Source organism: Levilactobacillus sp. HBUAS70063, from assembly GCF_038374745.1.
In the GTDB taxonomy this organism is placed as follows: domain Bacteria; phylum Bacillota; class Bacilli; order Lactobacillales; family Lactobacillaceae; genus Levilactobacillus.
This window is the reverse complement of sequence record NZ_JBANSM010000001.1, coordinates 1-23622: the sequence shown is the minus strand read 5'-3', so window position 1 is coordinate 23622 and position 23622 is coordinate 1. Positions and strand designations below refer to the sequence as shown.

Annotated in this window: 21 protein-coding genes, 18 tRNA genes, 2 rRNA genes and 1 other annotated feature; of the genes, 8 read left to right on the top strand and 33 right to left on the bottom strand. The window is 52.6% G+C overall.

Going from position 1 to position 23622, the window contains the following annotated elements:
* Nucleotides 1–333: 333 nt before the first annotated feature.
* Nucleotides 334–972 (bottom strand): YtpR family tRNA-binding protein, encoded by a 639-nt coding sequence (gene ytpR / locus V8I28_RS00205; RefSeq protein WP_341778126.1) that lies wholly within the window; start codon nt 970–972, stop codon nt 334–336.
* Between the two features lie 21 nt (nt 973–993).
* The gene (locus V8I28_RS00200) at nt 994–1326 is read right to left on the bottom strand and encodes a thioredoxin family protein (RefSeq protein ID WP_341778125.1); all 333 of its coding nucleotides are present in this window, start codon (nt 1324–1326) and stop codon (nt 994–996) included.
* Nucleotides 1327–1683: 357 nt separating this feature from the next.
* On the opposite strand from V8I28_RS00200, the gene V8I28_RS00195 reads away from it, so the two are divergent.
* Nucleotides 1684–2010: a PepSY domain-containing protein gene (locus V8I28_RS00195; protein WP_233669901.1), complete on the top strand. Its 327-nt coding sequence runs from the start codon at nt 1684–1686 to the stop codon at nt 2008–2010.
* 185 nt (nt 2011–2195) lie between these two features.
* Here V8I28_RS00195 and V8I28_RS00190 read toward each other — a convergent pair whose 3' ends face one another.
* Both V8I28_RS00190 and pepV read right to left on the bottom strand, forming a co-directional pair.
* A complete protein-coding gene (locus V8I28_RS00190) occupies nt 2196–2693 on the bottom strand; it encodes a universal stress protein (protein WP_341778124.1) in 498 nt (165 codons plus the stop codon).
* Nucleotides 2694–2727: 34 nt separating this feature from the next.
* Nucleotides 2728–4128: a dipeptidase PepV gene (gene pepV / locus V8I28_RS00185; RefSeq protein WP_341778123.1), complete on the bottom strand. Its 1401-nt coding sequence runs from the start codon at nt 4126–4128 to the stop codon at nt 2728–2730.
* Between the two features lie 149 nt (nt 4129–4277).
* On the opposite strand from pepV, the gene V8I28_RS00180 reads away from it, so the two are divergent.
* On the top strand, nt 4278–5108 hold the full coding sequence (locus V8I28_RS00180) for an NAD(P)H-hydrate dehydratase (protein ID WP_341778122.1): 831 nt from the start codon (nt 4278–4280) through the stop codon (nt 5106–5108).
* Nucleotides 5109–5720: 612 nt separating this feature from the next.
* On the opposite strand, the gene V8I28_RS00175 is transcribed toward V8I28_RS00180, so the two are convergent.
* Together V8I28_RS00175 and V8I28_RS00170 are read right to left on the bottom strand one after the other, a co-directional pair.
* Nucleotides 5721–6428, bottom strand: a complete 708-nt coding sequence (locus V8I28_RS00175) for a 16S rRNA pseudouridylate synthase (RefSeq protein WP_341778121.1) — start codon at nt 6426–6428, stop codon at nt 5721–5723.
* 12 nt (nt 6429–6440) lie between these two features.
* Nucleotides 6441–8084 carry a putative polysaccharide biosynthesis protein gene (locus V8I28_RS00170; protein ID WP_341778120.1) on the bottom strand — a complete coding sequence of 548 codons (1644 nt, stop codon included), beginning with the start codon at nt 8082–8084 and terminating at the stop codon, nt 6441–6443.
* 224 nt (nt 8085–8308) lie between these two features.
* On the opposite strand from V8I28_RS00170, the gene V8I28_RS00165 reads away from it, so the two are divergent.
* Together V8I28_RS00165 and V8I28_RS00160 are read left to right on the top strand one after the other, a co-directional pair.
* A complete protein-coding gene (locus V8I28_RS00165; RefSeq protein WP_341778119.1) occupies nt 8309–8617 on the top strand; it encodes a hypothetical protein in 309 nt (102 codons plus the stop codon).
* Between the two features lie 218 nt (nt 8618–8835).
* Nucleotides 8836–9600 (top strand): flavodoxin family protein, encoded by a 765-nt coding sequence (locus V8I28_RS00160; protein WP_341778610.1) that lies wholly within the window; start codon nt 8836–8838, stop codon nt 9598–9600.
* 495 nt (nt 9601–10095) lie between these two features.
* Here the strand turns inward: V8I28_RS00160 and leuS are convergent, their stop codons facing one another.
* The gene (gene leuS, locus V8I28_RS00155; RefSeq protein ID WP_341778118.1) at nt 10096–12525 is read right to left on the bottom strand and encodes a leucine--tRNA ligase; all 2430 of its coding nucleotides are present in this window, start codon (nt 12523–12525) and stop codon (nt 10096–10098) included.
* 69 nt (nt 12526–12594) lie between these two features.
* Nucleotides 12595–12794, bottom strand: a binding site (T-box leader).
* Between the two features lie 266 nt (nt 12795–13060).
* On the opposite strand from leuS, the gene V8I28_RS00150 reads away from it, so the two are divergent.
* Both V8I28_RS00150 and V8I28_RS00145 read left to right on the top strand, forming a co-directional pair.
* Complete coding sequence (locus V8I28_RS00150) at nt 13061–13699, top strand: phosphatase PAP2 family protein (RefSeq protein ID WP_341778117.1); 639 nt, start codon at nt 13061–13063, stop codon at nt 13697–13699.
* Nucleotides 13699–14265, top strand: a complete 567-nt coding sequence (locus tag V8I28_RS00145) for a class I SAM-dependent methyltransferase (RefSeq protein ID WP_341778116.1) — start codon at nt 13699–13701, stop codon at nt 14263–14265. The genes V8I28_RS00150 and V8I28_RS00145 overlap by 1 nt, the downstream gene beginning before the upstream one ends.
* A 128-nt stretch (nt 14266–14393) precedes the next feature.
* On the opposite strand, the gene V8I28_RS00140 is transcribed toward V8I28_RS00145, so the two are convergent.
* From V8I28_RS00140 to V8I28_RS00115, 6 genes are all read right to left on the bottom strand, one after another.
* A complete protein-coding gene (locus V8I28_RS00140) occupies nt 14394–15716 on the bottom strand; it encodes a glycosyltransferase family 2 protein (RefSeq protein ID WP_341778115.1) in 1323 nt (440 codons plus the stop codon).
* 11 nt (nt 15717–15727) lie between these two features.
* On the bottom strand, nt 15728–16231 hold the full coding sequence (locus V8I28_RS00135; RefSeq protein ID WP_341778114.1) for a hypothetical protein: 504 nt from the start codon (nt 16229–16231) through the stop codon (nt 15728–15730).
* Nucleotides 16224–17036 (bottom strand): EAL domain-containing protein, encoded by an 813-nt coding sequence (locus tag V8I28_RS00130; RefSeq protein ID WP_341778113.1) that lies wholly within the window; start codon nt 17034–17036, stop codon nt 16224–16226. Before V8I28_RS00130 ends, V8I28_RS00135 begins: the two co-directional genes overlap by 8 nt.
* 213 nt (nt 17037–17249) lie before the next feature.
* Entirely contained in the window at nt 17250–17975 is a 726-nt protein-coding gene (locus V8I28_RS00125; protein ID WP_341778112.1) for an adaptor protein MecA, read from the bottom strand.
* Between the two features lie 146 nt (nt 17976–18121).
* A complete protein-coding gene (gene spxA, locus V8I28_RS00120; RefSeq protein ID WP_341778111.1) occupies nt 18122–18529 on the bottom strand; it encodes a transcriptional regulator SpxA in 408 nt (135 codons plus the stop codon).
* A gap of 203 nt (nt 18530–18732) precedes the next feature.
* The gene (locus V8I28_RS00115) at nt 18733–19473 is read right to left on the bottom strand and encodes an MBL fold metallo-hydrolase (protein ID WP_341778110.1); all 741 of its coding nucleotides are present in this window, start codon (nt 19471–19473) and stop codon (nt 18733–18735) included.
* A 122-nt stretch (nt 19474–19595) separates the two neighbouring features.
* On the opposite strand from V8I28_RS00115, the gene V8I28_RS00110 reads away from it, so the two are divergent.
* Complete coding sequence (locus V8I28_RS00110) at nt 19596–20111, top strand: antibiotic biosynthesis monooxygenase family protein (protein WP_341778109.1); 516 nt, start codon at nt 19596–19598, stop codon at nt 20109–20111.
* Nucleotides 20112–20202: 91 nt separating this feature from the next.
* Nucleotides 20203–21420 carry a DUF2075 domain-containing protein gene (locus tag V8I28_RS00105; RefSeq protein ID WP_341778108.1) on the top strand — a complete coding sequence of 406 codons (1218 nt, stop codon included), beginning with the start codon at nt 20203–20205 and terminating at the stop codon, nt 21418–21420.
* 111 nt (nt 21421–21531) lie between these two features.
* Here the strand turns inward: V8I28_RS00105 and V8I28_RS00100 are convergent.
* The 20 genes from V8I28_RS00100 to V8I28_RS00005 all read right to left on the bottom strand — a co-directional run.
* Nucleotides 21532–21606 (bottom strand) — tRNA-Asp (locus tag V8I28_RS00100).
* Between the two features lie 5 nt (nt 21607–21611).
* A tRNA-Met gene (locus tag V8I28_RS00095) sits at nt 21612–21685 on the bottom strand.
* Nucleotides 21686–21707: 22 nt separating this feature from the next.
* Nucleotides 21708–21780: transfer RNA gene (locus V8I28_RS00090), tRNA-Glu, on the bottom strand.
* A gap of 9 nt (nt 21781–21789) precedes the next feature.
* A tRNA-Ser gene (locus tag V8I28_RS00085) sits at nt 21790–21877 on the bottom strand.
* 4 nt (nt 21878–21881) lie between these two features.
* Nucleotides 21882–21956, bottom strand: a tRNA-Ile gene (locus V8I28_RS00080).
* 5 nt (nt 21957–21961) lie between these two features.
* Nucleotides 21962–22032 (bottom strand) — tRNA-Gly (locus V8I28_RS00075).
* Nucleotides 22033–22053: 21 nt separating this feature from the next.
* Nucleotides 22054–22126 (bottom strand) — tRNA-Phe (locus V8I28_RS00070).
* A gap of 54 nt (nt 22127–22180) precedes the next feature.
* Nucleotides 22181–22255: transfer RNA gene (locus V8I28_RS00065), tRNA-Asp, on the bottom strand.
* A 3-nt stretch (nt 22256–22258) separates the two neighbouring features.
* Nucleotides 22259–22332, bottom strand: a tRNA-Met gene (locus tag V8I28_RS00060).
* Nucleotides 22333–22349: 17 nt separating this feature from the next.
* Nucleotides 22350–22439, bottom strand: a tRNA-Ser gene (locus tag V8I28_RS00055).
* 30 nt (nt 22440–22469) lie between these two features.
* Nucleotides 22470–22543: transfer RNA gene (locus V8I28_RS00050), tRNA-Ile, on the bottom strand.
* 14 nt (nt 22544–22557) lie between these two features.
* Nucleotides 22558–22631, bottom strand: a tRNA-Met gene (locus V8I28_RS00045).
* A gap of 28 nt (nt 22632–22659) precedes the next feature.
* A tRNA-Pro gene (locus tag V8I28_RS00040) sits at nt 22660–22733 on the bottom strand.
* A 5-nt stretch (nt 22734–22738) separates the two neighbouring features.
* Nucleotides 22739–22812: transfer RNA gene (locus V8I28_RS00035), tRNA-Arg, on the bottom strand.
* A gap of 40 nt (nt 22813–22852) precedes the next feature.
* A tRNA-Gly gene (locus V8I28_RS00030) sits at nt 22853–22924 on the bottom strand.
* Nucleotides 22925–22933: 9 nt separating this feature from the next.
* Nucleotides 22934–23006: transfer RNA gene (locus tag V8I28_RS00025), tRNA-Thr, on the bottom strand.
* 47 nt (nt 23007–23053) lie between these two features.
* Nucleotides 23054–23126 (bottom strand) — tRNA-Lys (locus V8I28_RS00020).
* A gap of 3 nt (nt 23127–23129) precedes the next feature.
* A tRNA-Val gene (locus tag V8I28_RS00015) sits at nt 23130–23202 on the bottom strand.
* Nucleotides 23203–23207: 5 nt separating this feature from the next.
* Nucleotides 23208–23324: ribosomal RNA gene (gene rrf / locus V8I28_RS00010) — 5S ribosomal RNA — on the bottom strand.
* A gap of 72 nt (nt 23325–23396) precedes the next feature.
* A 23S ribosomal RNA gene (locus tag V8I28_RS00005) occupies nt 23397–23622 on the bottom strand; the annotation flags it as partial.

The window sequence follows — 23622 nt, the reverse complement described above, 5'->3', positions numbered from 1 at the left end:
GACGGGTGCACACCGCACCTGCCGAATTTCAACGCTACGGGAGGAGACGCCGCCAAGACACGCGGCTGGTTAACTCATTCCCTGATTATCGGTTTAATCTAGTCGTCAGAGACTAGTTGATTAGTTCATAAATAAGGCAAAGATTGCTTCACGCCTACGGTTGGCCGGGTCCAATCGAACGGTTGCTATCGCGTGTCGCCCGGATGTAGCTGGTCGCGTGAAAAACTGACCAGTTTGCCAAGAGTGGTTAAAGCCAATCTCCCCTATTGTACACAAAAAAGCGGGGTGCCGACAAGGGCAATCCCGCTTTCATCCTACTTATTAAATAAATTTTTAAGCCGTGAAGATGGTTTGGCCGCGTTCGAAATCAAACGGTTCGCCAACCTCGTAGTCATCCGGCAAGATCAGGGCCCCCGGCTTCTGTGGTGCGTTGGCTAATCCCAACTCACGACCGGAGCAGATCATCCCGTCACTTTCAACGCCCCGCAAGGCACCTGGCCAAATAATCAAACCATTCGGCATCATGGCACCAACCTTGGCGACCACGACCTTAATGTCGCTTTGCATGTTCGGTGACCCACTGACAATCTGGAGCGATTGGTCTTGGTCCACCACCGTTTCCGTAACCAACAAGTGGTCGGAATCGGGATGCGGCTTGGCCGACTTTACGTAACCCACGATAAACTTGGATTCCGTTTGCGCCTCCAGTTCGCCGTTGAAGCCGGCGTCTTCCAAGGCGGCATTCAGAGCGGCAACATCGTCAACGGTCAACATGACTTGGCCGTTACCACTGATATTCGGCAAAATCTTGGAAATTTCCAAGAAGTTGTAGCCTAACGTCTTTTCCGTTTCGGTATCGTAAATACGCGCGATGCCGTCACGAACGGTGTGGGCCTGCTGTGGGGTGTCTTGAGCAACGATAACAATCAAAGTGTCCCCTAATTCTTGGGGATTGTAACTAGCAATTAACATGTGGGATCCTTTCCAACGGTTTTAATCGGCGTTAGTTGCCAATGAATTGATAAATTCTTCAACTTCAGCCTTAGTCTTACGATCTTTATTCACTAACCGGCCGATCTCTTCACCTTCCGAGTAAGCGATGAAACTAGGAATACCGAAGACGTTCAGTTCAACGGCAAGGTCAATGTTTTCATCACGGTCGACCGCAATAAACTTAAAATCAGGATATTCAGCTTCGATGTCGGGCATGGCTGGCTTGATGAAGGCGCAATCCGGGCACCAAGTCGCGGAGAAGAATAACATGGTTTTGCCGTCTTTCACGACGTCTTTCAAATCAGTGGCTGACATTTTGGGTAATTGTTCCATGAGGTAAGCACTCCTTTATTTAAGTTTTTAAAAAATACACAATCATCATTATAGCAATGTGGCCGGGGGATTACAAAATTTTAGCTCCCGATTACCGGAAGTGGCGAAATTGCAAGGCTAGCGGCTGGGAAAATGAAGTGACCGGGCAAACTCGAGCACCCGCTAATCGTCCGAGACAACGCGCACCAGTTCAATTGTAACGGTGCTCTCGTGAATCAAACGCGGCTAACTCCCTCACGTCATCTTTTTTCCAAACTTTTCTACCTTTTTACGGGAACTTCCCCGCAAACATTGTTATACTAGGGGCAGATAGAACGTTTACACGTCTTACAAAACAACTGCTAAGGAGGCGGTAGGATGACTGCTAGAAACGGACAACTTTATCAACTGAGCCTTACCGGGGTACTCGGGGGTCTCATGGGCATTTTCATCACGCGCTTCTTTGGTGGCGGATCACGTCTGAACCCCGACAATATTTTAGAACGGGTCAAGCATCAGTTCCGCCAAGAATCTCCCATCGAAGGCGCCTGGATTGAAAAACACGCGGTACCCTTTCAAAAATTCGCGGTGAAGTCCCGCGTCTACTACGGCGGTATCACCCGCTACGAGGATGATAAATTGGTGCAATACCAATTCGTCGCCGATGCGAATACTGGTAGCGTCCTCGATATTCACCGTCTTTAAAATTTACCTTGCGTCAACTCCGCGGTCCATCACTTGTCGATGGGGCCGCTTTTTTAATGCCCACCGCGATCCAACCCATATTTGGCGAACGGTAAGGCGACCACTTTAGTTAGTAATAAGTGACGGTACCAAAAGAGCCGCCCGTCACCGGACGACTCTTCTCGCTGTAGCTTAGCTTTAAACGTCTAGAGGTGTTTAAACTTGGTGGAATGATTCTGCAGGTCGGTACGGACAATCAATACGTCCGTCACGGCGTTGGCCACGACCGCACTGGCCGTCGACCCCATCAACATCCGTTCGACCACGTTGGAGCCAATCGCCCCAATCATGATCAGGTCGGCACCGTACTCCTGCGGCAAGGTCTTGGCCAAGTCGATGTTGGGGTGCCCGTAGTAAACGGACGTTTCAACGTGCTTGACGCCGGCTTTTTCGGCTTGTTTCCGGTATGCGTCGACGGTCTGTTCCGAACGTTGGCGGGCCTCATCCATAACTTCCTGATCAACAAAGCCGAAACCGACCTTGGTATTGTTGCCGATTCCCACGTAATCGCCACCCGTCATAATGGTGACAATAATTAAATCAGCTTCGTTTCTGACAGCCACCGCAATGGCTTTTTCCACCGCGCGTTTGGCTTGCCGGGAACCGTCCACCCCCACTAGAATTCGCTCGTAGCGTTCGGACATCTTTACCACTCCCTTGTGGGTGCTTCTCGCAACCCTATTTCGTTAACTCATAGGTCGCTTGCCCATAAATGGACATCGCCTTAATCAAATCATCTTCTGGTTGGAACTCATCGGCCTGATGCATGGTGTCTTGCGTGCCGGGGAACAACGCCCCAAAGGCCACACCACGCTTCATCAGTCGACCGTAAGTGCCGCCACCCACGACTTCTGGCTGGGCGTCCGTATCCCCGGTCTGTTGCCGGTAAACGTCCATCAGCGTGGTGACGATTGGATCGCTAGGATCCACGTAATGGGGAACCATTTCCCGTCCCTGCTGGATATCGACGTTCATCATCGCCGTGGCCTTCTGCAGGCCGACCAGAATCTCGGCGGCCCCAATCCCGGTTGGATAACGGAAGTTGGTGTTAATCAAGCCCCCCTTATCCGCGGTAAAGGTCATGATCCCCACGTTCATGGTGAGATCGCCCATCACTGAATCGTTAAAGTTCAGTCCTAGTTTGTGGGCCCGCGAATCGTCGTGCAGCTCGTTGGCTAACAAGGCCAAGAAGTCCTCGGCATCGCCGCCGAAGTCGTAGGTCGTTAGGAAACTGGCCAGGTAGGTTCCGGCGTTGATCCCGTTCTTAGGTTCCATGCCGTGAGCGGCCTTCCCAGTCACTTGGAAATGCAAGCCGTCACTGGTGGGTTCAACGGTCCCGGTTACCGGTGCTTGGTCCAAGAAAGTCTTGAAGTCCGCCACCAGTTGGTCCGCATCGGCCGTCACCACTGTGGCTTCAGCGTCCCGCGGCACCATGTTTTCACGCAGGCCGGCTTCGAAGTCCCGCAGCGTCACACGACCACCGTTGGCCCCGCCGAAGTGGCTTTCAAACGTCACGTTACCCTTTTCACCGTTAATCAGTGGAAATTCGGCATCGGGTGAGAAGCCCAACGTCGGTGCGGGTTCCAGGTCGAGGTAGTGGTGCATCCCCGTCCAATCGCTTTCCTCATCGGTACCGATGATAAAGCGAATCTTCTTGGTCGGTTGAATGCCCTGATCCTTCATCATTTTCAAGCCATAGTAGGCGGCCAAAGCAGGCCCCTTGTCGTCGGAAGTTCCCCGACCGTACAGGTTGCCGTCCTTCTTGGTCAGCGTGAACGGATCGGTGTGCCAGCCCTTACCACCGGGCATGGTGTCGGCGTGACCTAGAATCGCCAGCGTCTCGTCACCCTCACCGTATTCCACGTAACCAACTAAATTATCGAGGTTTTTAACCGTAAAGCCATCGCGTTTGGCCAAATCTAAGAATGCAATTAAGGCCTTGGCCGGACCGGGTCCGAGGGGATAGTCTGCACTTGCCAGAGAATCATCCCGTGCGCTGTCGATGCCGACCAGCGTCGTTAAGTCAGCGACATAGTCCTCGCGGTACTGTTCAGATAACTGTTGCCAATCAATTGCCATGATTGGACCTCCTTATAATTTTTTCGGACCACAACACTGTCCAAAGTATACTTGATCCTAATTTTAGCATACTGCCGCCGAATTGTAAGCCGTTTTCCACCACTAAAATGCTATACTGAAAGCGAAACCAATTTTGAGGAGGAATTCACATGGAAACGCTCTCGCAATCCATTCTCACCAAAACCATTCGGCAACGCCCCGCTGACAGCTATAAGGGGACTTACGGTCGGGTCACCCTCGTCGGGGGTAACCGTAACTTCGGTGGCGCCATTCTCATGGCGAGCGCGGCGGCCGTCTATGCCGGTGCCGGCCTGGTTACCACCCTAACCGATGCCAGCAATCAGACCAGTCTGCACGCGCGACTCCCCGAAGCCATGTTTGCCGACATGCGCGATCATGAACAAGTGAAATCTTTAACCACTTCGGCCGATGTGGTCATCGTCGGTCCCGGATTGGGCACCGATGTGGCTAGCCTGGCCACACTCAAGACTGTTTTTGCCGCCATTAAGCCCACCCAAACCCTCGTCATCGATGGCTCGGCCATTACGCTGATTGCCGAACACCACCTCGCCTTGCCCGCCGCGCACCTCATTTTCACGCCGCATCAGATGGAGTGGCAACGCCTCAGTGGGATTCCCATCGCCGATCAGACGGTCGCTAACAATCAACCAGTCGTGCAGCGACTAAACGCCACGGTGGTCGTCAAATCCCACCGCACGCAAATCTACACGCCCACGGCCGTCTACGAGAATCCGCTCGGAACGCCGGCACAGGCCACCGGTGGTATGGGCGACACGCTCGCTGGCATGGTAGGCGGCTTCGTGGCCCAGTTCGCCAACGCTACCGATGCCGTTTTGGCCGCGGTTTACAGCCACAGCGCTATCGCCGAGGAGCTGGCTCAGCATCAATACGTGGTCTTACCGCACCAGATCATCGACGAGCTCCCGCGCTTCATGAAGGAACACGAGGCCTTGGTCTAAACCCGAATGCCACGAAAAAATGGACAACGACCACGATGGCCATTGCCCATTTTCTTTATCTTTCAATTGTTTTTACTGGCCGCCTTACCGTTCGCCAAATTTGGTCTGGAACGCGGTGGGGAGGACCGGACCAAGCCGAAGCTCGGTCTTGGTCCTCGCTTTGAGCCGACAGCCCACGTCTCAAAGTCGCCATTTTCCCAAATGAACCACTTGGGAGAATCCCACGGCTCAGACCAAGTTTGACTCACTCACGGCTACGCAGGAAATCAACCGTTATGGCGGCTGAATACCGTCATGCCAGCGATGGTCGCGCGATTTTTATGGCCTTCAACCATCTTAACCAGAGGCAGTCAGGGATGGAGGTAGCCGTGACAGCGGTGTTAGCTGACGTTTTGGGTCAGCTTACAGCGCGGGACGCGTTTGGAGACCGACGGATTTTGTCGGGCTTCAAGCCGAGCCGGAGGACCGCTTCTCAGGCCGCAGGCGGTCCCCACAGCGCCGGAATCCCTGACAGACGCAGGTGACCAGTAATAGCGATTGAATCATCTTGATCCCTATTCGCCAGAATCAGTCGTTGCTTAGGCGGCCAGGCCGGTTCCAATCCCCTCTCGACTACTCCTGCAACGGCGATGCCGCGGGATCGTTTTCGAGCGGGCCGTTCAAGTCATCGATTTCCACCGGGAACAAGCCGCGATAGGACGCCACCGACAAGTCGGCGGGCAACCGCAACGGCCCGTACGCGATGCGACTAACGGGCCCGTTCAACTGCTTGAGGTCGAGCAACGTCGCCAGTGCCGCCGTGAGGTCGCGTGTCCGCACGGTGACCGTGGTCACTTGATGCACCTCATCCGGCGTCACTTGCACCCACTCAAAGGTCAGGTCCGCCAGTAACTCCGGCAATTCGGTAACCACGCTGCTCAGTTGGCACCGCAACGTGCTGACCCACTCCTGGGCCTCAACATCGGCCAAAAAGTGCTCATCATCGCTGGCCAGTACCAGGCCAGTGGCTTCCTTGGGCAGGTCCGCCAACGCCTTTAAGGGCCGCACCCGGTCCAACGCATTGAGCAGGCTTCCCAGGCTATGCGCAGTGGTCGGGTCCATGCTCAATTGAAAGCCAATGGGTTTATTAAACATTAAGTATTGGGGTTGACGCCCGGTAACGGCCGTGTCGTCCACGCGGACTTGATCGGCCTTGGCCACCGTCGCCAGTGGGGAATCCACGAGGTCGCCGTTGACCGTGACCCGGCCCTGGCGGAGCAACCGCAGGATTTGCCGCGGCGTGCCCTGCCGATGATCATTTAAATACCGTTCAATATTCATCGCAATTGCCTCCTAGTGAATGTGCAACCGCCGCCGTAAGCCGGCCACGCGATCCCCAATAATCGCATCGGCTAAGCGACTCTTCAACATCAGGTAAACGTAGAAATACCCACCCAAGACGGCCGCAATTGCCGTCACGACAAAGCTAATCACCCGACCGTTACTGCCGACCAGACTACCTAGCATCACCACCACGCGGGCGATAACAAAGGTCCCAATAGAGGCCAGCAGGATGCCGTTGGTTTTCTTGGCAATCGTGGCGTAGTTAATCCCGAACTGCACGTCCAGCGAGTGGATGATGAGATAACAGGTCACAAACAGACCAACTCCGGTGGCGACTAAAGGTCCAAAGGCTCCCAGGAAGTACACCAACGGCCATTGGACGATAAACTTGACCACCGTGCCGACCGCAAAGTAATGAACGGCGCGCCGGTTCTGTGAAATCCCCTGCATAAGCGCAGAGACCACGGTGTACAGGCCCAACAGAATTGAGAGATACGATGAGAAGGCCAGAATTGACGACCCCAGCGCCTCCTGCGTTTGACCGTAAAAGACAATGTTTAAGGGCCGAGCAACGGCGGCCATCCCCAACGCGGCGGGAATCATGACGAATTCAAACATCAGAAAGGCGTTGGTCAACTGCCCCGAAATCTCACGCTTGTTGCCGCGCGTGTAGGCCTCCGATAGCAGAGGCACCACGGTCACGGCCAAAGCCGAGGACAGCGAAATGGTAATCATAATTAATTTGTTGGCGTTCACTCCGAACAGCGCGAAGAGATCGTTTAGGTAAGCATCCGAATAATTGCCCGCCAGATGCATGATCGGTGCGAAGGTGTACTGGTCAATCAATTGGAAGATGGTAATGCCGGCACCCAAGATGATAAACGGCACGGCCTGGGCAATAATTTCTTTATAGAGTTGCTTGGCGGGGACCACTAATTCTTCGTTACTCCCGGCCACCAAGCCGCGGAAATAATCACGCCGACGCCAGTAGTAGACGCCGAGAATAATTAGCCCACACAACGCCCCGACAGCGGCGGCTAACGTGGATTGCGACACGGCAGACACCCAATCGCCCTTCATCACGTACATGATGATAAAGGCCGTGGCTAACATGTAGACCACGCGGGCCAGTTGCTCGGCAAATTGTGAGATGGCGGAAGGTGCCATCTGCTGGAATCCCTGGAAGTACCCCCGGGTCAGACTCATCGTGGGGATGATCAGGATCGCCCAAGCCAGCGAGTGGAGCACCGGAATTAAGTTCTTGTCGCCACCCGTGAAGAGCGGTGCGCCCAAGAACAGCAGTAAGGCAATGCTGACCCCCGTGAGAATGGCAATCACCAACCCACGCTTGTAGAGGCGCACACTGATGCCGTATTCATTAAGCGCATTATAGTGGGCCACCTGCTTGGCAATCGCGGAGGGAACCCCGGCGATTGCCGCAATCAGGAAGAAACTATAAATGTTATACCCCTTCCCGTACAGCGCGTTGGCTTGCAGGAAGAACGAGCCAAACCAAATACTCCAAGGAACGATATAGATTGCGCCGAGAATCCGAGAGAAGATACTCCCGGCCGTCATCCACGCGGAACCCGCGACCATTTGATCTTTCGCATTCACGGGTTGATTGCCTGTTTGATCAGACCTTGCCGACATTTGACACCCTACTTTCACTTTTTAAATTCAACGTCACCTAAGCTGGCGAAAACGGCCAGCTAATCAAACTAACATTATACCATAGCTTCGAACGCACAAATATCAGGTTTCGGTAAAGATTTGGAAATCTCGACGGGGACCCCAGCCGATTGCTTACCGGATGGGCCGAACAGTGGTATGCTGGAGGTAGTCAAGAAACAGATTATTCAAGGAGGAATGCCATTATGACGCAAACGGCAGCTCCGGAGATGCAGATGTCCCCGGAAAGAGCGAAACAGGTTGTGCGGATGACCAAAAGTATTCGGCAACATTTTCCAGAGTTAGCGCAGGTACCGGACGCACAGTTAATTTATGCAACCTGGCGTAGTTTTAAGCGGATCGACCAGACCAATGATAGCGATTATCAAACGATGGCTGACGTTTTCTTCCACGAATTTGACCGTCATTTACTCAACTACCAGTTCTCTAAGGCTGGCGAAGACGAAGTTGTTCGTCATCGCTTCTTCGCTATTCTAACGGAATTATTGCAATAAATGTTTGTGGTGCACCCTCGTTGACCGGTTGGTCCGCGAGGGCTTTTTGGTTAACGGCCATCATGATTGCCCGTGACGTTCGACTCCCCCGGCCAAAAGGTCAATCCCCCAAACAAAATTCTTAATTTTAGAAGCGCATGCGGTATACTGGTTATATAGTCATTGGTTACGTTTCCATTAGCCAACTGACCGAAATGATTAAAAGTGAGGCGATGGCTTTGCGTTACTTAGCATTATTGGGTAGCCACGAGCGCCACGGCATCACGGCGGGCTACCTCCAAGCCGTGCTCGACGGCTTACCAGAATCCGCGGAAGTCGAGACGGTCTTCCTGCGCGATTACGATATTTATCCGGACACCAAGGAACAGTCCTGTCCGGCCCTCGATGAGATTGAGGCCAAGATGGCCGCCAGCGACTTCTGGATCGTCTGTGCCCCAACTTACTGGGGCGGCATGCCCGGCGTAATGAAGCAGTTCTTTGACTGCATGCGTTTCCGGTTGGTCCGGATGACCGCTGAGGCCGATACCCTACCCGGAAAATACCAGAACAAGCACTATCTTAGCATGACCACCTGTTTCATCAGCTCGACGGACAACTTTTTCACCGGCATTACCGACCAGACCTTCGTCACGATTGACCGTGTTCTGACCGGCGCCGGTTTGATTAAAGTTGGCGAATTCGTCGGCACGGGCACCTGGGGCACCCACGCGCCACGGGAAAGTAAATTGGCCGAATGTCACCGACTCTCCCGAAAGATTGCCAACCGACCACGAAAGGATGATAATACCTTGAAACGTTACATACTGCTCTTCTTCATGATTGCCGTCATGGCCCTGATCACCATGGGCCTGCAGGCTTGGTGGTTCGGCGTCTTTGCGGCTGGAAAGTTCTGGCTGACGTATGTCACCTTCGTGGTGATCTTCTACGTGCTGCTGGCCAGCATCCTTCATTTCTTTACGTTCGTGCGGCACCGGCGGCGGTAGGCTTAAATCGGCTAAAACTATTTCGCTATATTAATCTTAGTCGTTTACAATTTCATAGTGGAAAGCGGCCGCCTTACCGTTCGCCAAATAGGGGTTGGAGCGCGGTGGGCGGACCGGATCGGTCTCAACCTCGCTTTGAGCCGATAACCCGCGTCTCAAAGACGCCAATTCCCTAAACGGCATGAACCGTGCCACTAAGGGAACTCCCACGGCTGAACCCCTGGCAGGCGCAGGCTCCTGGTTTCACCAGTTTTAGCGAACAGAACAAGATGGTAATTTACCCTTAAACCTTTAGACTGATTCATCAAATCTGGCAAATCCTCCGTGGATACGCCGGATTTTTTTGTTCCCTGGTCATGAGCTCCAAACCGTTTAGCAACTGTCACGCGCTCAACCTCGCCTTTCATTATCCCCCGCTTTCCCACCGCGACCAACCAAAAAGTGCCAGCCACCTCCCGATTAGGAAAGTGACTGGCACTAAGTTCTGTTTAAAATTTAGTTAGCAACAATGTTGACCAGCTTACCCGGCACCACGATGACCTTACGGATCGTCTTGCCATCGGTATGGGTCTTCACCGTATCGTCGGCCAAGGCTTGGGCTTCGATATCATCCTTGGCGGCATCCTTAGCGACCTTCAAGTGCGCCCGGACCTTACCATTGACCTGAACGACCATTTCAACCACGTCTTCGACTAATTGCTTTGGATCGTAGGTTGGCCACTTCTCGTAAGCAATCGTCTCGTCATGGCCCATCAGTGACCAGAGTTCTTCGGCAATGTGCGGCACGATTGGTGAGATCATCTTGACGAAGCCTTCCATGTACAGCAATGGGAGGCTGTCCGCCTTGTAGGCCTCGTTGACGAAGACCATCAGTTGCGAGATCGCCACGTTGAAGTGCATGGCTTCCAAGTCTTCGCTCACCGTCTTCACGGTCTGGTTGTAGATCTTGTCCAACTTACCATCGTTAATCATCGTGACCCGGTCACGCAGGTGGTTGTTATCGTCGATCAATAACCGCCATACCCGATCTAACCAGCGACGAGAGCCGTTGATACCTTCCGTACTCCATGGCTTGGAAGCTTCCAGTGGGCCCATGAACATTTCATACAACCGCAGGGTATCGGCCCCATCCTTCTCGACAATCTCATCGGGATTGATGACGTTCCCTTTGGACTTGGACATCTTTTCGTGGTTCGTTCCCAGAATCATCCCCTGGTTAACCAGCTTTTGGAAAGGCTCCTTGGTTGGGACCACGCCGAGGTCGTAGAGGAACTTGTGCCAGAACCGTGCGTAGAGCAAATGCAAGACGGCATGTTCGGCACCCCCGATGTAGAGGTCGACCGGCATCCAGTATTTCAGCTTGTCGGGATCGGCAATCGCCTGGTCGTTGTGGGGATCAACGTAACGCAGGAAGTACCAAGAACTCCCAGCCCATTGCGGCATGGTGTTGGTTTCCCGCTTTCCTTTACGCCCGTTCTCATCCACAACGTTTACCCAGTCATCCAGGTTCGCCAGTGGACTCTCGCCGGTTCCGGAAGGTTCGAGTTGCTTAGCTGCGGGTAGCTTCAACGGCAATTCGTCTTCTGGAACCAACGTGGTTTCGCCATCTTCCCAGTGAATGACTGGAATGGGTTCACCCCAGTAACGTTGCCGGGAGAAGATCCAGTCACGTAGCCGGAAATTAACCTGCTTGTGGCCGGCCTTGTGTTCTTCCAGCCAATCAATGGCCGCCTTGATGGCCGTCTGCTTATCCATACCATTCATGAAGTCGGAATTGATGTGTTCACCATCGCCGGTGTAAGCGGCCTTTTGAACATCGGTGTCGTCATCCCCGGCAATCACTTGGGTAATCGGCAGATTGAACTTGCGGGCAAACTCGTTGTCCCGGTCATCGTGCGCCGGCACAGCCATGATGGCCCCGGTCCCGTATGAAGCGAGGACGTAGTCACCAATCCAGATTGGGAGCTTCTGACCACTCAGTGGGTTGATGCCGTATGCACCGGTGAAGACCCCGGTCTTGTCCTTGTTCAGGTCGGTCCGTTCCAAGTCGGACTTGCTTTCAATGGCTTCCTTGTAGGCCTTCACGGCGTCGGCTTGTTCCGGCGTGGTGATTTGGTCGACCAAGGCGTGTTCCGGTGCTAAGACCATGTAAGTGGCCCCAAACAACGTGTCGGGACGGGTCGTGTAGACCTCAACCTTGGTGTCTTCCTGTCCAGCAACTGGGAAGAAGACGCTGGCCCCTTCGGAACGGCCAATCCAGTTTCGCTGCATTTCCTTGATGCTGTCCGGCCAATCCAGGTCGTCCAAGTCATCAATCAACCGGTCGGCATAGGCCGTAATCTTCAGCACCCACTGACGCATTGGGACGCGGTAGACGGGGTAACCGCCCCGTTCCGTCTTGCCATCCACGACTTCTTCGTTGGCCACAACGGTCCCACCCATGAAGTCGGGCGCCCAGTTGACCATGATCTTGTCTTCGTAGGCCAGGCCCTTCTTGTAAAGCTGCTCGAAGATCCATTGGGTCCACTTGTAGAAGGATTCGTCGGTCGTGTTGACCTCGCGACTCCAGTCATAGGAGAAGCCCAGCGAGCGAATTTGCCGCTTGAAGTTCTTGATGTTGTGGGCCGTGAAGTCCTTAGGGTTATGCCCGGTCTTTAAGGCGTACTGTTCGGCCGGTAAACCGAAGGCGTCCCACCCCATTGGATGTAAGACATTGTAGCCCTGCATCCGCTTCAGGCGGGCCATGATGTCGGTTGCCGTGTACCCTTCTGGATGCCCCACGTGCAGGCCTTGCCCGGATGGGTAGGGGAACATATCCAAGACATAGTACTTGGGTTTCGTCTGGCTGTCGGCCGTCTTAAATGTTTCGTTGACGCGCCAGTAGTGTTGCCACTTGTGTTCGATTATTTCGTGTTTATAAGCCAAAAATAGCGCTCCCTTTCTCAATTAACGTCGTGCCACAAAAAAAGCCCCCAGCAACCCCAAAATGGGCTCCTGCAGGGCGTCTAAGCGCGGTACCACCTACATTTCCTCGAAACAGTTTCGAGGCTCATTCCGGCTGATAACGTCGCCAAACGCCCACCTTGCGGCAGAAATGACTCGGAGATAAGTTCGTCCCTGAAGTAACGGATTTGCAGCGACCATCCGCTTTCTAAATACTCCCTAGGACTACTACTTCTCGTCAACGTCTTGAAGAATCAAATTGCTTTAATCTTAGCAAACCCCCTTTAGAAAAGCAAGGGGCCTCGCTGGATTCTTCTCACCTAACGCCATAATTTTGAGCAGTTTTTCCGCATCACCCGCGCGTAAAGTCCCGCCAGGCGATGTGCTATACTAATGACAGTGTTTTATCGCGAGTATCTCGCGACCGCGACTGACTTGGTCCGGCCGCTAACCCCGTCAGTCACCGGTGAACGCACCGGATTTAGTTTCTGACGTCTATTGTAAAGGAGGCAACCCATTGCCACCCATATCCAAACTTCGCTGGCGGTTCACCATCGCCGCTAGCCTCATTTTTTTACTCGATCTCATTGGGGTCGTCTACCAGCAAACCTGGCTTCACGCCTTCGACCGGTTCGTCATCGGGCTGGTCCGCCAGCCCCTCTCCCATCAGCTCACACAGGGGATCATCGCGGTCACGTCGTCGGGAAATCCCCAGCCGGTGACCTGGATAACCCTGATTGCCATCGCCGGGTTGGTCATTGCCCGGCGGACGCGGGGTGCCCTATTTCTAGGCTGGAACGTGCTCGTCTGGGCCGGCATCGGAAATAGTATCATTAAGCACATCGTTCGCCGCGACCGGCCGACCGTTGACCGGTTAGTCGCCGCCAGTTCCTACAGCTTTCCCAGCGGCCATGCCATCACGGCCATGCTTCTGTGGGGCACGCTGATTGTCCTGCTGGGTTGGACGTTACGGCGGCATCGCTGCTGGCGCTGGCTCCTCATCGGCGTCCTCAGCATCTGGATCGTCGTCATCGGCCTGACTCGGGTCTACGTTGGCGTTCACTACCCCAGCGATGTCGTGGCCGGCTGGTCGCTAGGCTTCGTCCTGTTGACCGTCACCCAATGGTACTTAACCCGTTTTGGAGATGAATTATAGTGAATTTACCCAATGCTTTAACCTATAGTCATACCTTGCTCAGTGAATGTGTGGGGCCCGGCGATACGGTGGTCGATGCCACGGTTGGCAACGGCCACGACACCCTGTTTCTCGCTAACCTCGTGGGTCCCAGCGGCCACGTCATGGGCTTCGATATCCAAGCGGCCGCCCTCAAGGAAACCCAGACGCAGCTGACGTTGACCGGCCTGGCACCCCAGGTCACGCTGCACGCGACCGGTCACGAAAACGTCGAAGAATTCCTGACGCCGACCACGACCGTCACCGGGGCTGTCTTCAATCTCGGGTATTTACCGGGCGGCGACAAGGACCTGATTACCAAGCCGAGCACCACACTAACCGCCGTCAAAGCGCTCTTGAACCACCTACCACGCGGCGGTCGGATCATCCTCGTGGTCTATTCCGGCCATCCCGGTGGTCAAACGGAGCGGCAAGCCGTGGTCGACTTCTGTCGGCAGCTCCCCCAGAAAACGTATCAGGTCTTGCAGTATGGCTTTATCAATCAGATTCACCACCCACCATTCCTATTAGCTATTGAACGCCGGTAGCGAACGAGGTTGGTGGGCCCATGAATTTTTAAAAATAAGCACGACCAAGGGCCCGGGAAAATTTTTCCGGGCCCTTGGTCGTGCATCCTAAGTAAAGGTTGAAAGAAAGTCGATTCCATTCTACCTAATTACTTCTTCATCGACTGGCGTTTCGGGCTCACCCACGTGCCGGAGCCGAATCCCAGAATCGTCTTGAGCGCCGGGATAAAGGTCATCACCACGGTAATTGGGTTGACCATCCAGTAGAACAACATGTATAGCGGCGCGAAGAAGAGGTATTTTAGCTTGGCCCCGTGGTGGTCCAGTAAAAGGGCCGCCAGCAGTTGCATGAAGCCCGCAAACATCTCAAACGTCACGAAGATAAACGAAATCACAATGCCGTGAAGCACTCGCTCGTAGTCGCCGGTTAAGAGAAAATACAGCATTAAACCGATGAAGGCAATCGACGTGATCGTGAAGAAAAACGACCAGATGATGGATAATGTGGAATCCACAAACATCGACCATTGATAACGGTGTTCCACCGGGTGCCGGAGAAACTTCTTGATATTGGTCAACCAGACCTCCGTTCCGCCCTGCGCCCAACGCTTTCGCTGATGGTACAGGTCGCGAATGGTCTCGGGCACATTCATGTGGAAGATGATGTTGGGGGCAAAGCGGGGCACCGCGCCCAGCATCTGGTGGTCCCACGCAATACTGATGTCCTCGGTGGCCCGATTCTGACGAAAGCCGCCAACGTCGATGAGAAATTCCTTCTTGTACAGCGTGTTCGCCCCGCTATAGGCGTACATCGAATCGTTCACCGCCGTCTGGCTACGCTTAATAACACCAACGATGCTGGTGAACTCGACGGTTTGGGATTTCCCCAACAACGTCGAGCGGTTCTGCACGTCCATGTTGGCCGTCACCGCCGAGGTATTCATGTCGCGGTCCCGCATGAAGAAATTCATATATTTCAGCAGCGCATCGGGCTCGGGAATCGTATCGGCATCGTTGCTGAGAATGTAATCGCCCTTGGCAAAGTACATCCCGATATTAAAGGCGTGGGCCTTCCCCTTATTCTTGAGAATTTCAACCGTCCGCAGGCGCGGGTACTTCGCCTGTAACCGGGTAATAATCTCTCCGGTCCGGTCGGTCGACCCATCGTTCATGACCAGCACCTCATAGTTGTCGTAGTTCAATTCTTCAAATAAATAGGTGATGGTCTCCTCAATCATAACCTCCTCGTTATGGGCCGGAATCATGATGGTCACCATCGGTTGGTATTCCACGGGAATGTAGCGTGCCGCGTCATCACGCTTGTTCGTCTTGAGAAAACGATACGATAGGGCCCCGGCGAACCAGAAGAACGAGCCCACCACGGGATAGAGGCACAGAATCAGCAGGAAAATATTGAAGATGGTCTTCCCCACGGTCGCCCGCAAGAGACTATCGATAAAAATGTTAGTCACGAGTTGCCTCCCTAGTCGTCCAAGTCATCGAGGTCATGTTGCTCATAGAGTTGGTGAATCTGATCGGTATCCAGGTTCTGTTCCGGCTTGACCTGGTAGTGGCGGACGTTCTCGCGAAATTCTTGGTCGCCGAAACGTTGGTCCATGAATTTTCCCAGCTGGTCCTCGCGCTTACGCTGATTGATGGGATTAAACGTGGGCCATTGCTCGACGACCCGGTCGCGCTTGCGGTTCTGAATGATGGTCATCCCCACCGCAAATAACGAGACCAGAACGAAGCAAAACAGCAGGATAATGCCGATGAATTTAATCTCAAAAATTCCCTCATTGTAAGACCACAGGTGAATGATGTGGGGATTGTACGACGCCCAAAAGGACAGGACGGTAATCACGATGGGGACAAAGACGCACACCCACCCCAGCAGGCCCACCAGCGTCTGGCGAATCTTCAAGCCCCAGTGGCCCTTCTCAAAGTACGCATCGGTATACAGTTGTTGGCGATTCTTCCTAGCCATGACGACTCCCTTCGTGCGGATTCACCGGCCGAGAAAAGAGGTACCCCTGCCGCGTCTTAATCTTCAATTGATCCGCTAATTGTTGATCCGCTTCATTCTCAATCCCCATCAGAATCAATTCGATGTGGTTCTGCTGGGACAACCGGTTCCAAAACTGGAGGTTCAGATCCAGCCACTCGTTGGGGTCCGTCTTCCGAAAGCTCCGCATGGAACATTTCAGCGAATCCACTTCGGGTAGAATCCATTCAATATTTTTTAAGTTATTCAACGAGGACCCCACGTTATCAATTCCGAATTGCATGCCGTAGGATCGGGCTTCCCGGATTCGTCGCCGAAAGATACCCCGCTTGTGACGGGGTTGGTCGGGACCGACCGTGTACTCCACGGCCAGCTTCATTGGCGCAATTCGCGACAGCGCCCAGCGCACGAAGTACCGAAAGTCCGGGCTAATAATTTGGTCAAATTCTAAATTAATCGACAGCGTGATGGGCTCCTCCGGTAAGGATTTGAAGGTGTCCGTCAGGAGAAAAATGACCCGTTGCAGCGGCAGTGAATCTAATTTCTGCGGCAACGACCACGAGCCATCCCAATCGTGTTGGCGTAAGAGACACTCGTAACCAGTCGTGATCCCACGAAAGTCGACCTGCTTTTGAATAAAGTACCGCAGCTCAATCTCGTCATTCTCCAAGTAATTGTTGCGGGTCTTCCGCGAATACCAATAGTAAATCGCGATCGTCACCACCACGATGACGGCCATCACGGCACTGGCCCACAGGAGATAGTATTCTAATTGTCCGAGACTCATCAGTTACCTCCCCGGCGGCACAACGCCCCGCCCAAGTCTTAAAACTTATCCAGATAATTCGTTTTATTCTTAATTCGTCCGATAAACCATTATAGCAGGTTCTCATTAAAATTCTAGGGGCCGTTTTCCTTATAAATTAGTGAAAAAATACAAGACGTCTAAAAAAAGTGCCCCTCCCCACTGGGAGACGCACTTTCTCGAGTTGCCCATGACCTAGTCACTTAGAAAGTGAAACCGCGTCAATTCTAGGGCACTGTGCTCCATAATTAACTTACCGTGTTCAGCCAAGACGTCCGGGGCAACCTTGGTACTGTCGCCGTATTCGTACGCCACCGATAATTCGTCCTTAATCGACTCACGGGAAGACTCGTTGACAAAGAAGATCAATTCCAAATAATAAACACCTTTGTATTGGTAAAGGTTCGAGGCCGCATTTTCCAGCCGCAATACCCGGGCTAGGCTAATCATATCCTCAAACGAATGCAAGCGGACGACCCGCGTGGTGGTCGGCTGACCATCATCGTTTAGATAATCCTCGATATCGTTGGAGTCACTCGCCGTACTTGACTTGTAATTTGAGAAATAATCCTTTTGCCCATCCTTTTCTAATAAGTGGGCTTTAATCTGATCCGACACTTGATCGGGGTGATTGCTATCGACGCTGGCATCCGTGACGTTAACGTCCGTAGCACCGTCCTCATCTGCATTTTTACTGATAAATAACTCAAGACCATTGCGATTCGGTAGCACCTGAAAAGTGACCGCATCGTTATCTTGAAATTGGTGGTCAACATCGACCTCTTCTAAAATGCTATAGAAGAAGCCTTCGATTTGTTTGTGGTTGCCCAATAGATCCAAAACGGTAATACCGCGCTCGCTCAGATCATCGTTGCCAATAACCACCCGAATCGTATTCTCATTGATTCGTTCCATTTCCATTGAATAACACCCCTTTCTCGTGGGTTGGGTATTGTCCTTGTTTCTCATTCTAGCCATTTTATTTTACTTGTAAAGTAATCATAACAAAAAAACTGGACTGCAAGTAATATTCTCTCACAAATCCAGTTAGATGCAACTAATTAAGCTTATTCGTTACCATTTACTAATCGTTGTGCCCGTTGGAGCTCCATCTCACGAACTTCACGGGGCAAGAACCGACGAATCTCTTCTTCGTTGAAGCCAACCTGAAGCCGCCGATCGTCAACCATAATGGGCCGTCGTAAAATTCCGGGATTTTGCCGGATGAATTCATATAATTTGCGTAAAGGTAAATCATCGAGATCAACCGTCAAATTCTGGTAAACCCGCGAGCGCTTCGAGATAATCTCCTCGGTGCCGTCCTCCGTTAACCGTAAAATCGATTTAATCTGATTAATCGTTAAGGGCTCGGAGAAGATGTTCTGTTCACGATACGCGATACCATGTTCTTCGAACCAGATCCGCGCCTTGCGGCAAGATGTACAACTCGGTGATGTGTAGAGCGTGACTGTCATAATCTTTTCCTCCCTCGCTGTTGGCATAAATTATTTAATAAACCCATTATACCGCATTATTCTAGAAAGAAAAGACTTTTTTGAAAAACAAATAATAAACAGTAGATACCCATTTGTATATTAATTATAGAAATAGTGACGGATAATAAAGCATTAGTCTATAAAAAGATGATAAGCAATTTATATTTTACGAATTATTTACATTAGATTTTATAAATGAACTGAGGCTGGACGACTTCGACCGGGATAGTCGCACCGGCAGCCGTCTGAGCCTCGGTCGCCAACTGCTGGAGATCACCGGTCTGCGGTAGATGCGTCAGTAGTAGCCGATGAACCCCCGCTTGTTGGGCCAGTGTCCCGGCCTGCGTCGAGGTTAAATGCCAGGCCGGGCCTTGATGGTCGGCATAGAAATTGGTATCCGCCAAGAGGACATCTGCGTCCTGCGCCCAATCGGTCAACCCGTCAAAGACCGCCGTATCTGCCGTGAACGCCAGAGTCTTGCCGGTCGCCGTTTCCGTGATACGAGGCGCGTAGGCCGGAACCGGATGGTGGGTGGGGATAAAGGTGATGGTCAGTGGCCCTAATGTTAGGGGAGCCGCCGGATTGTAGGCGCGCCCCACCGTTGAATCCGGCCAGGTTAAGCTGCCAAAATTCAGGGGATCCGCGGTATGCCCATAGATTGGCAGTAACGGTTCCGCCTTAGCGCCCGGCGCCAACTGCCACTCGTATTGTAGAACGCCGAGGTCCGCCGTGTGGTCGTGGTGGTAGTGCGTCAGTAAGACGGCACTTAATTGTAGCGGACTGAGCTGCTTTTCTAGCGCCAAGAGGGCCCCACTTCCGCAATCCAACAGTAAGTGGTAGTCGCCGCTGGTAATCAGATAGCTACTGGTCCCAATCCCGTTGTGCGGATATCCCCCATAACAGCCTAATACAGTCAATTGCATCGAATCATCCTCTCAAATTAGTCTACTGTTAGTGTAGCGCGTGAGATGGAGAGTGTAAACGTTTCGCATTTCCGCGGCAATAACCTTATAATAGAAGTGAAACCAAGTCAGGAGGGATGATCATGCTTCACAAATTATCATTAACGTTTGGTAGCAGGGATTTGCTCGATAAGATTGTTCACCAAAATCCCGACCGTCAGTTTGTTCTGTTAGCTGCCACGGGTGGCGCCAAGGATTTACAACTGTTAGATATTTCGGGACAAGACAGCGTCTTCACGAGTCACCTTGATTATCAGGTTAAGATTGAACATGGGCAACCGAACTGGCACGGCTTTTTCAGTTTTAATTACTTCAATTTAGATGTTGAAAGTGCCAAGGTCTTCGAGGGCGAGGTCAATAAGATTGCGGCCGACCCCCTCCCGGTTGGGATGACCGCGATGCTGGTGCTCTCTAAGCTGAAGAACAGCGGCGAATATGTCCTGATGACCATCTGGGACAGTAGCGATGCCTTTATGATTTGGCGCCGCTCCAACAAGTTCTCGCCCTTCACCAAGTACGCGACAACCTTGAACAATTATCATGCAGCCACCTATCAACAGGCCCCGGCGAAGAAAAAGGCCCATGAAAATGAAGATTGAGAAAAGCCCTTCTGAGAATGAAGGGTTTTTCATTTGCCAGCACTTCGCGTTACAATGGTCTTATTCTTCATTTTAGAAAGTAGGCGATGAATTGCTTAGCCAAACCAGTAACGCGGCCACGGATAAGATCTCTCCGGATCTCCCGCTGACCGCGGAACAAGCAGCACTCGTACACCACATTTTAGACTTCACGACCCGGCATTTACGGACGCCAGGTCCGGCCCTCTTCACCCTCTACGGTGATGCGGGAACCGGGAAGAGCGTGGTGCTCGCTCACCTCTTCAACCAACTTCAAGTCGCGGCGCGAACGCAAACGACCGGGGCTCTGGCCCAGACCGAAAATTACTTTCTGGTCAATCACCCGGAAATTCTCAAGGTCTATCGCGAGATTGCGGGGAGCCAGTCCCATCTACTCAAAAAAGACTTTCAACGGCCGACCTCGTTGATTAATCAGATTGCCAAGGGGCGGGTTCATCCGGATGTCTTGGTGATTGACGAGGCCCACCTGCTCCTGTCGCAGGCCGATCACTACAATAATTTCTACGGTGACAATCAGCTAGCGTCCCTCATGGCCGCAGCCAAGGTCATCATCGTGGTGTTCGATGAGACTCAGGTTCTGCGGATGAAGAGCTTCTGGACCGAACAACGCCTCGAATCTTTGATTGCCCCCTTTCCGCACGAAACGTATCGTCTGACGCATCAATTTCGGATGCAGGCCAGCGATGCTCTGGTCCGCTGGATCAATGCGTTCACCCATCAGCAGCTCCGCCCGCTCCCCCGCGATGCCGGCCCCAACTATGATTTACGCGTCTTCGACGATGCCGAACAGATGCGGCAAGCCGTGGTTCGGCGAAATCAGGAGGTCGGCCTATCCCGAATCGTCGCCACCTCCGGCTATCCGTCTACGCTAGATGGCGGTAAGCATTACGTGACGGAAGGTCAGTTTCACCTGCCCTGGGACCAGTACAACTACACCAGCACCCCCTGGGCCGAGCTTCCGCAGACGATTAACGAAGTTGGGTCGATTTATACCTGCCAAGGCTTTGACCTGAATTACGTGGGCATCATCCTAGGTCCCCCTATCGGACTGGATGACCACAATCACTTGGTGATTCACCTCGACCGCTATACGGACGTCGAGGCCTTCAAGAAACGGGCGGATTTGACCGACCCGCAGGAGCTCATTCACATCAAGCAACAGTTGATTTTAAACTCGATCAACGTGTTAATGAAACGCGGGGTCAAGGGGCTGTATCTCTTCGCCCATGACGACCGTTTGCGGCACTATCTGCAACAAGCATCCGCTTAGACGCCCAGGTAACGATGCCTCAGAGGCGCGGGGTAATCCCCGGCGTCTCTTTTGGGCTATTCAAAATGAAGACAACAAAAAAGCCTTCCCCAACAAGGAAGACCTCACTGACGGTCCGTACGAGACTCGAACTCGTGATCTCCTGCGTGACAGGCAGGCGTCCTAAACCAACTAGACCAACGGACCAAATATTGCGGGAGTAGGGTTTGAACCTACGACCTTCGGGTTATGAGCCCGACGAGCTACCAGACTGCTCCATCCCGCGATAATATTAAATTGTGAAACAATGACCCGTACGGGATTCGAACCCATGTTACCGCCGTGAAAGGGCGGTGTCTTAAACCACTTGACCAACGGGTCATAACTAAACGGAGAAGGAGAGATTCGAACTCTCGCGCCGCTTCCGCGACCTATACCCTTAGCAGGGGCACCTCTTCAGCCACTTGAGTACTTCTCCATAATGGGCCTAAATGGACTCGAACCATCGACCTCACGCTTATCAGGCGTGCGCTCTAAACCAGCTGAGCTATAGGCCCATATAAGCGGGTAACGAGAATCGAACTCGCGACAACAGCTTGGAAGGCTGTGGTTTTACCACTAAACTATACCCGCATTATAATGAGATATACTTAATGGCGCGGGACGGAATCGAACCGCCGACACATGGAGCTTCAATCCATTGCTCTACCGACTGAGCTACCGAGCCATTTTGCCATTTAGAAATGTTATGGTTGCTACACTTCGCTGAGGAGCGTAACAACGGTCCGTACGAGACTCGAACTCGTGATCTCCTGCGTGACAGGCAGGCGTCCTAAACCAACTAGACCAACGGACCAAATTGCGGGAGCAGGGTTTGAACCTGCGACCTTCGGGTTATGAGCCCGACGAGCTACCAGACTGCTCCATCCCGCGATAATATTAAGGAACAAAGGAGGATGAGAGATTCGAACTCTCGCGTGATTTTACTCACCTGACGGTTTTCAAGACCGTTCCCTTCAGCCAGACTTGGGTAATCCTCCATAAAACAAATACAATAGTCCTTCTGGTAATGGACCTTGTAGGACTCGAACCTACGACCGAACGGTTATGAGCCGTTTGCTCTAACCAACTGAGCTAAAGGTCCAGTCCAAGTCCAAATCGCGGCGGGGGGGATCGAACCCTCGACCTCTCGGGTATGAACCGAACGCTCTAGCCAGCTGAGCTACACCGCGAAATGTTAAATAAAATATTCTTATTTAATCGGGAAGACAGGATTCGAACCTGCGACCCCCTGGTCCCAAACCAGGTGCTCTACCAAGCTGAGCTACTTCCCGTTAAATGCACCCAGTAGGAGTCGAACCTACAACCTTCTGATTCGTAGTCAGACACTCTATCCAGTTGCGCTATGGGTGCAAAACGCTACCTAATTGAAGCTTAATACCTTTCGGTACTAAGCGGAAGACGGGATTCGAACCCGCGACCCCCACCATGGCAAGGTGATGTTCTACCACTGAACTACTTCCGCAAAATTAAATGCCGACTAGAAGATTCGAACTTCCGACCCCCTGTTTACAAGACAGGTGCTCTACCAACTGAGCTAAGTCGGCATAGTCAGTATCATTCTGTATCATATTACTCAACACCCGAAGGTGAATGAGCCGTGACAGTCTCGAACTGTCGACCCTCTGATTAAAAGTCAGATGCTCTACCAACTGAGCTAACGGCTCAAATGGAGGATACAGGGCTCGAACCTGTGACCCTCTGCTTGTAAGGCAGACGCTCTCCCAACTGAGCTAATCCTCCAAATCGCGTGGCAACGTCCTATCCTCGCAGGGGGCGATCCCCCAACTACTATCGGCGTGCTAAAGCTTAACTTCCGTGTTCGGCATGGGAACGGGTGTATCCTTTAGGCTATCGCCACCACACTATAAGAGAACTTATTCCCTCAAAACTAGATATCATCAATTACTTTCCACGGAAACAACCACGTTTTCAACTTGGTTAAGTCCTCGACCGATTAGTACTGGTCCGCTCCACGCCTCACGGCGCTGCTACTTCCAGCCTATCTACCTGATCATCTCTCAGGGGTCTTACTTCCATATAGGAATGGGAAATCTCATCTCGAGGCGAGTTTCACACTTAGATGCTTTCAGCGTTTATCTCATCCATACATAGCTACCCAGCGATGCGCCTGGCGGCACAACTGGTACACCAGCGGTATGT

Coding starts and splice junctions, on each gene's coding strand:
- ytpR (WP_341778126.1), bottom strand. CDS start 972: ATGTTAATTGCTAGTTACAATCCCCAAGAATTAGGGGACACTTTGATT.
- V8I28_RS00200 (WP_341778125.1), bottom strand. CDS start 1,326: ATGGAACAATTACCCAAAATGTCAGCCACTGATTTGAAAGACGTCGTG.
- V8I28_RS00195 (WP_233669901.1), top strand. CDS start 1,684: ATGACTGCTAGAAACGGACAACTTTATCAACTGAGCCTTACCGGGGTA.
- V8I28_RS00190 (WP_341778124.1), bottom strand. CDS start 2,693: ATGTCCGAACGCTACGAGCGAATTCTAGTGGGGGTGGACGGTTCCCGG.
- pepV (WP_341778123.1), bottom strand. CDS start 4,128: ATGGCAATTGATTGGCAACAGTTATCTGAACAGTACCGCGAGGACTAT.
- V8I28_RS00180 (WP_341778122.1), top strand. CDS start 4,278: ATGGAAACGCTCTCGCAATCCATTCTCACCAAAACCATTCGGCAACGC.
- V8I28_RS00175 (WP_341778121.1), bottom strand. CDS start 6,428: ATGAATATTGAACGGTATTTAAATGATCATCGGCAGGGCACGCCGCGG.
- V8I28_RS00170 (WP_341778120.1), bottom strand. CDS start 8,084: ATGTCGGCAAGGTCTGATCAAACAGGCAATCAACCCGTGAATGCGAAA.
- V8I28_RS00165 (WP_341778119.1), top strand. CDS start 8,309: ATGACGCAAACGGCAGCTCCGGAGATGCAGATGTCCCCGGAAAGAGCG.
- V8I28_RS00135 (WP_341778114.1), bottom strand. CDS start 16,231: ATGGCTAGGAAGAATCGCCAACAACTGTATACCGATGCGTACTTTGAG.
- V8I28_RS00130 (WP_341778113.1), bottom strand. CDS start 17,036: ATGAGTCTCGGACAATTAGAATACTATCTCCTGTGGGCCAGTGCCGTG.
- V8I28_RS00125 (WP_341778112.1), bottom strand. CDS start 17,975: ATGGAAATGGAACGAATCAATGAGAATACGATTCGGGTGGTTATTGGC.
- spxA (WP_341778111.1), bottom strand. CDS start 18,529: ATGACAGTCACGCTCTACACATCACCGAGTTGTACATCTTGCCGCAAG.
- V8I28_RS00115 (WP_341778110.1), bottom strand. CDS start 19,473: ATGCAATTGACTGTATTAGGCTGTTATGGGGGATATCCGCACAACGGG.
- V8I28_RS00110 (WP_341778109.1), top strand. CDS start 19,596: ATGCTTCACAAATTATCATTAACGTTTGGTAGCAGGGATTTGCTCGAT.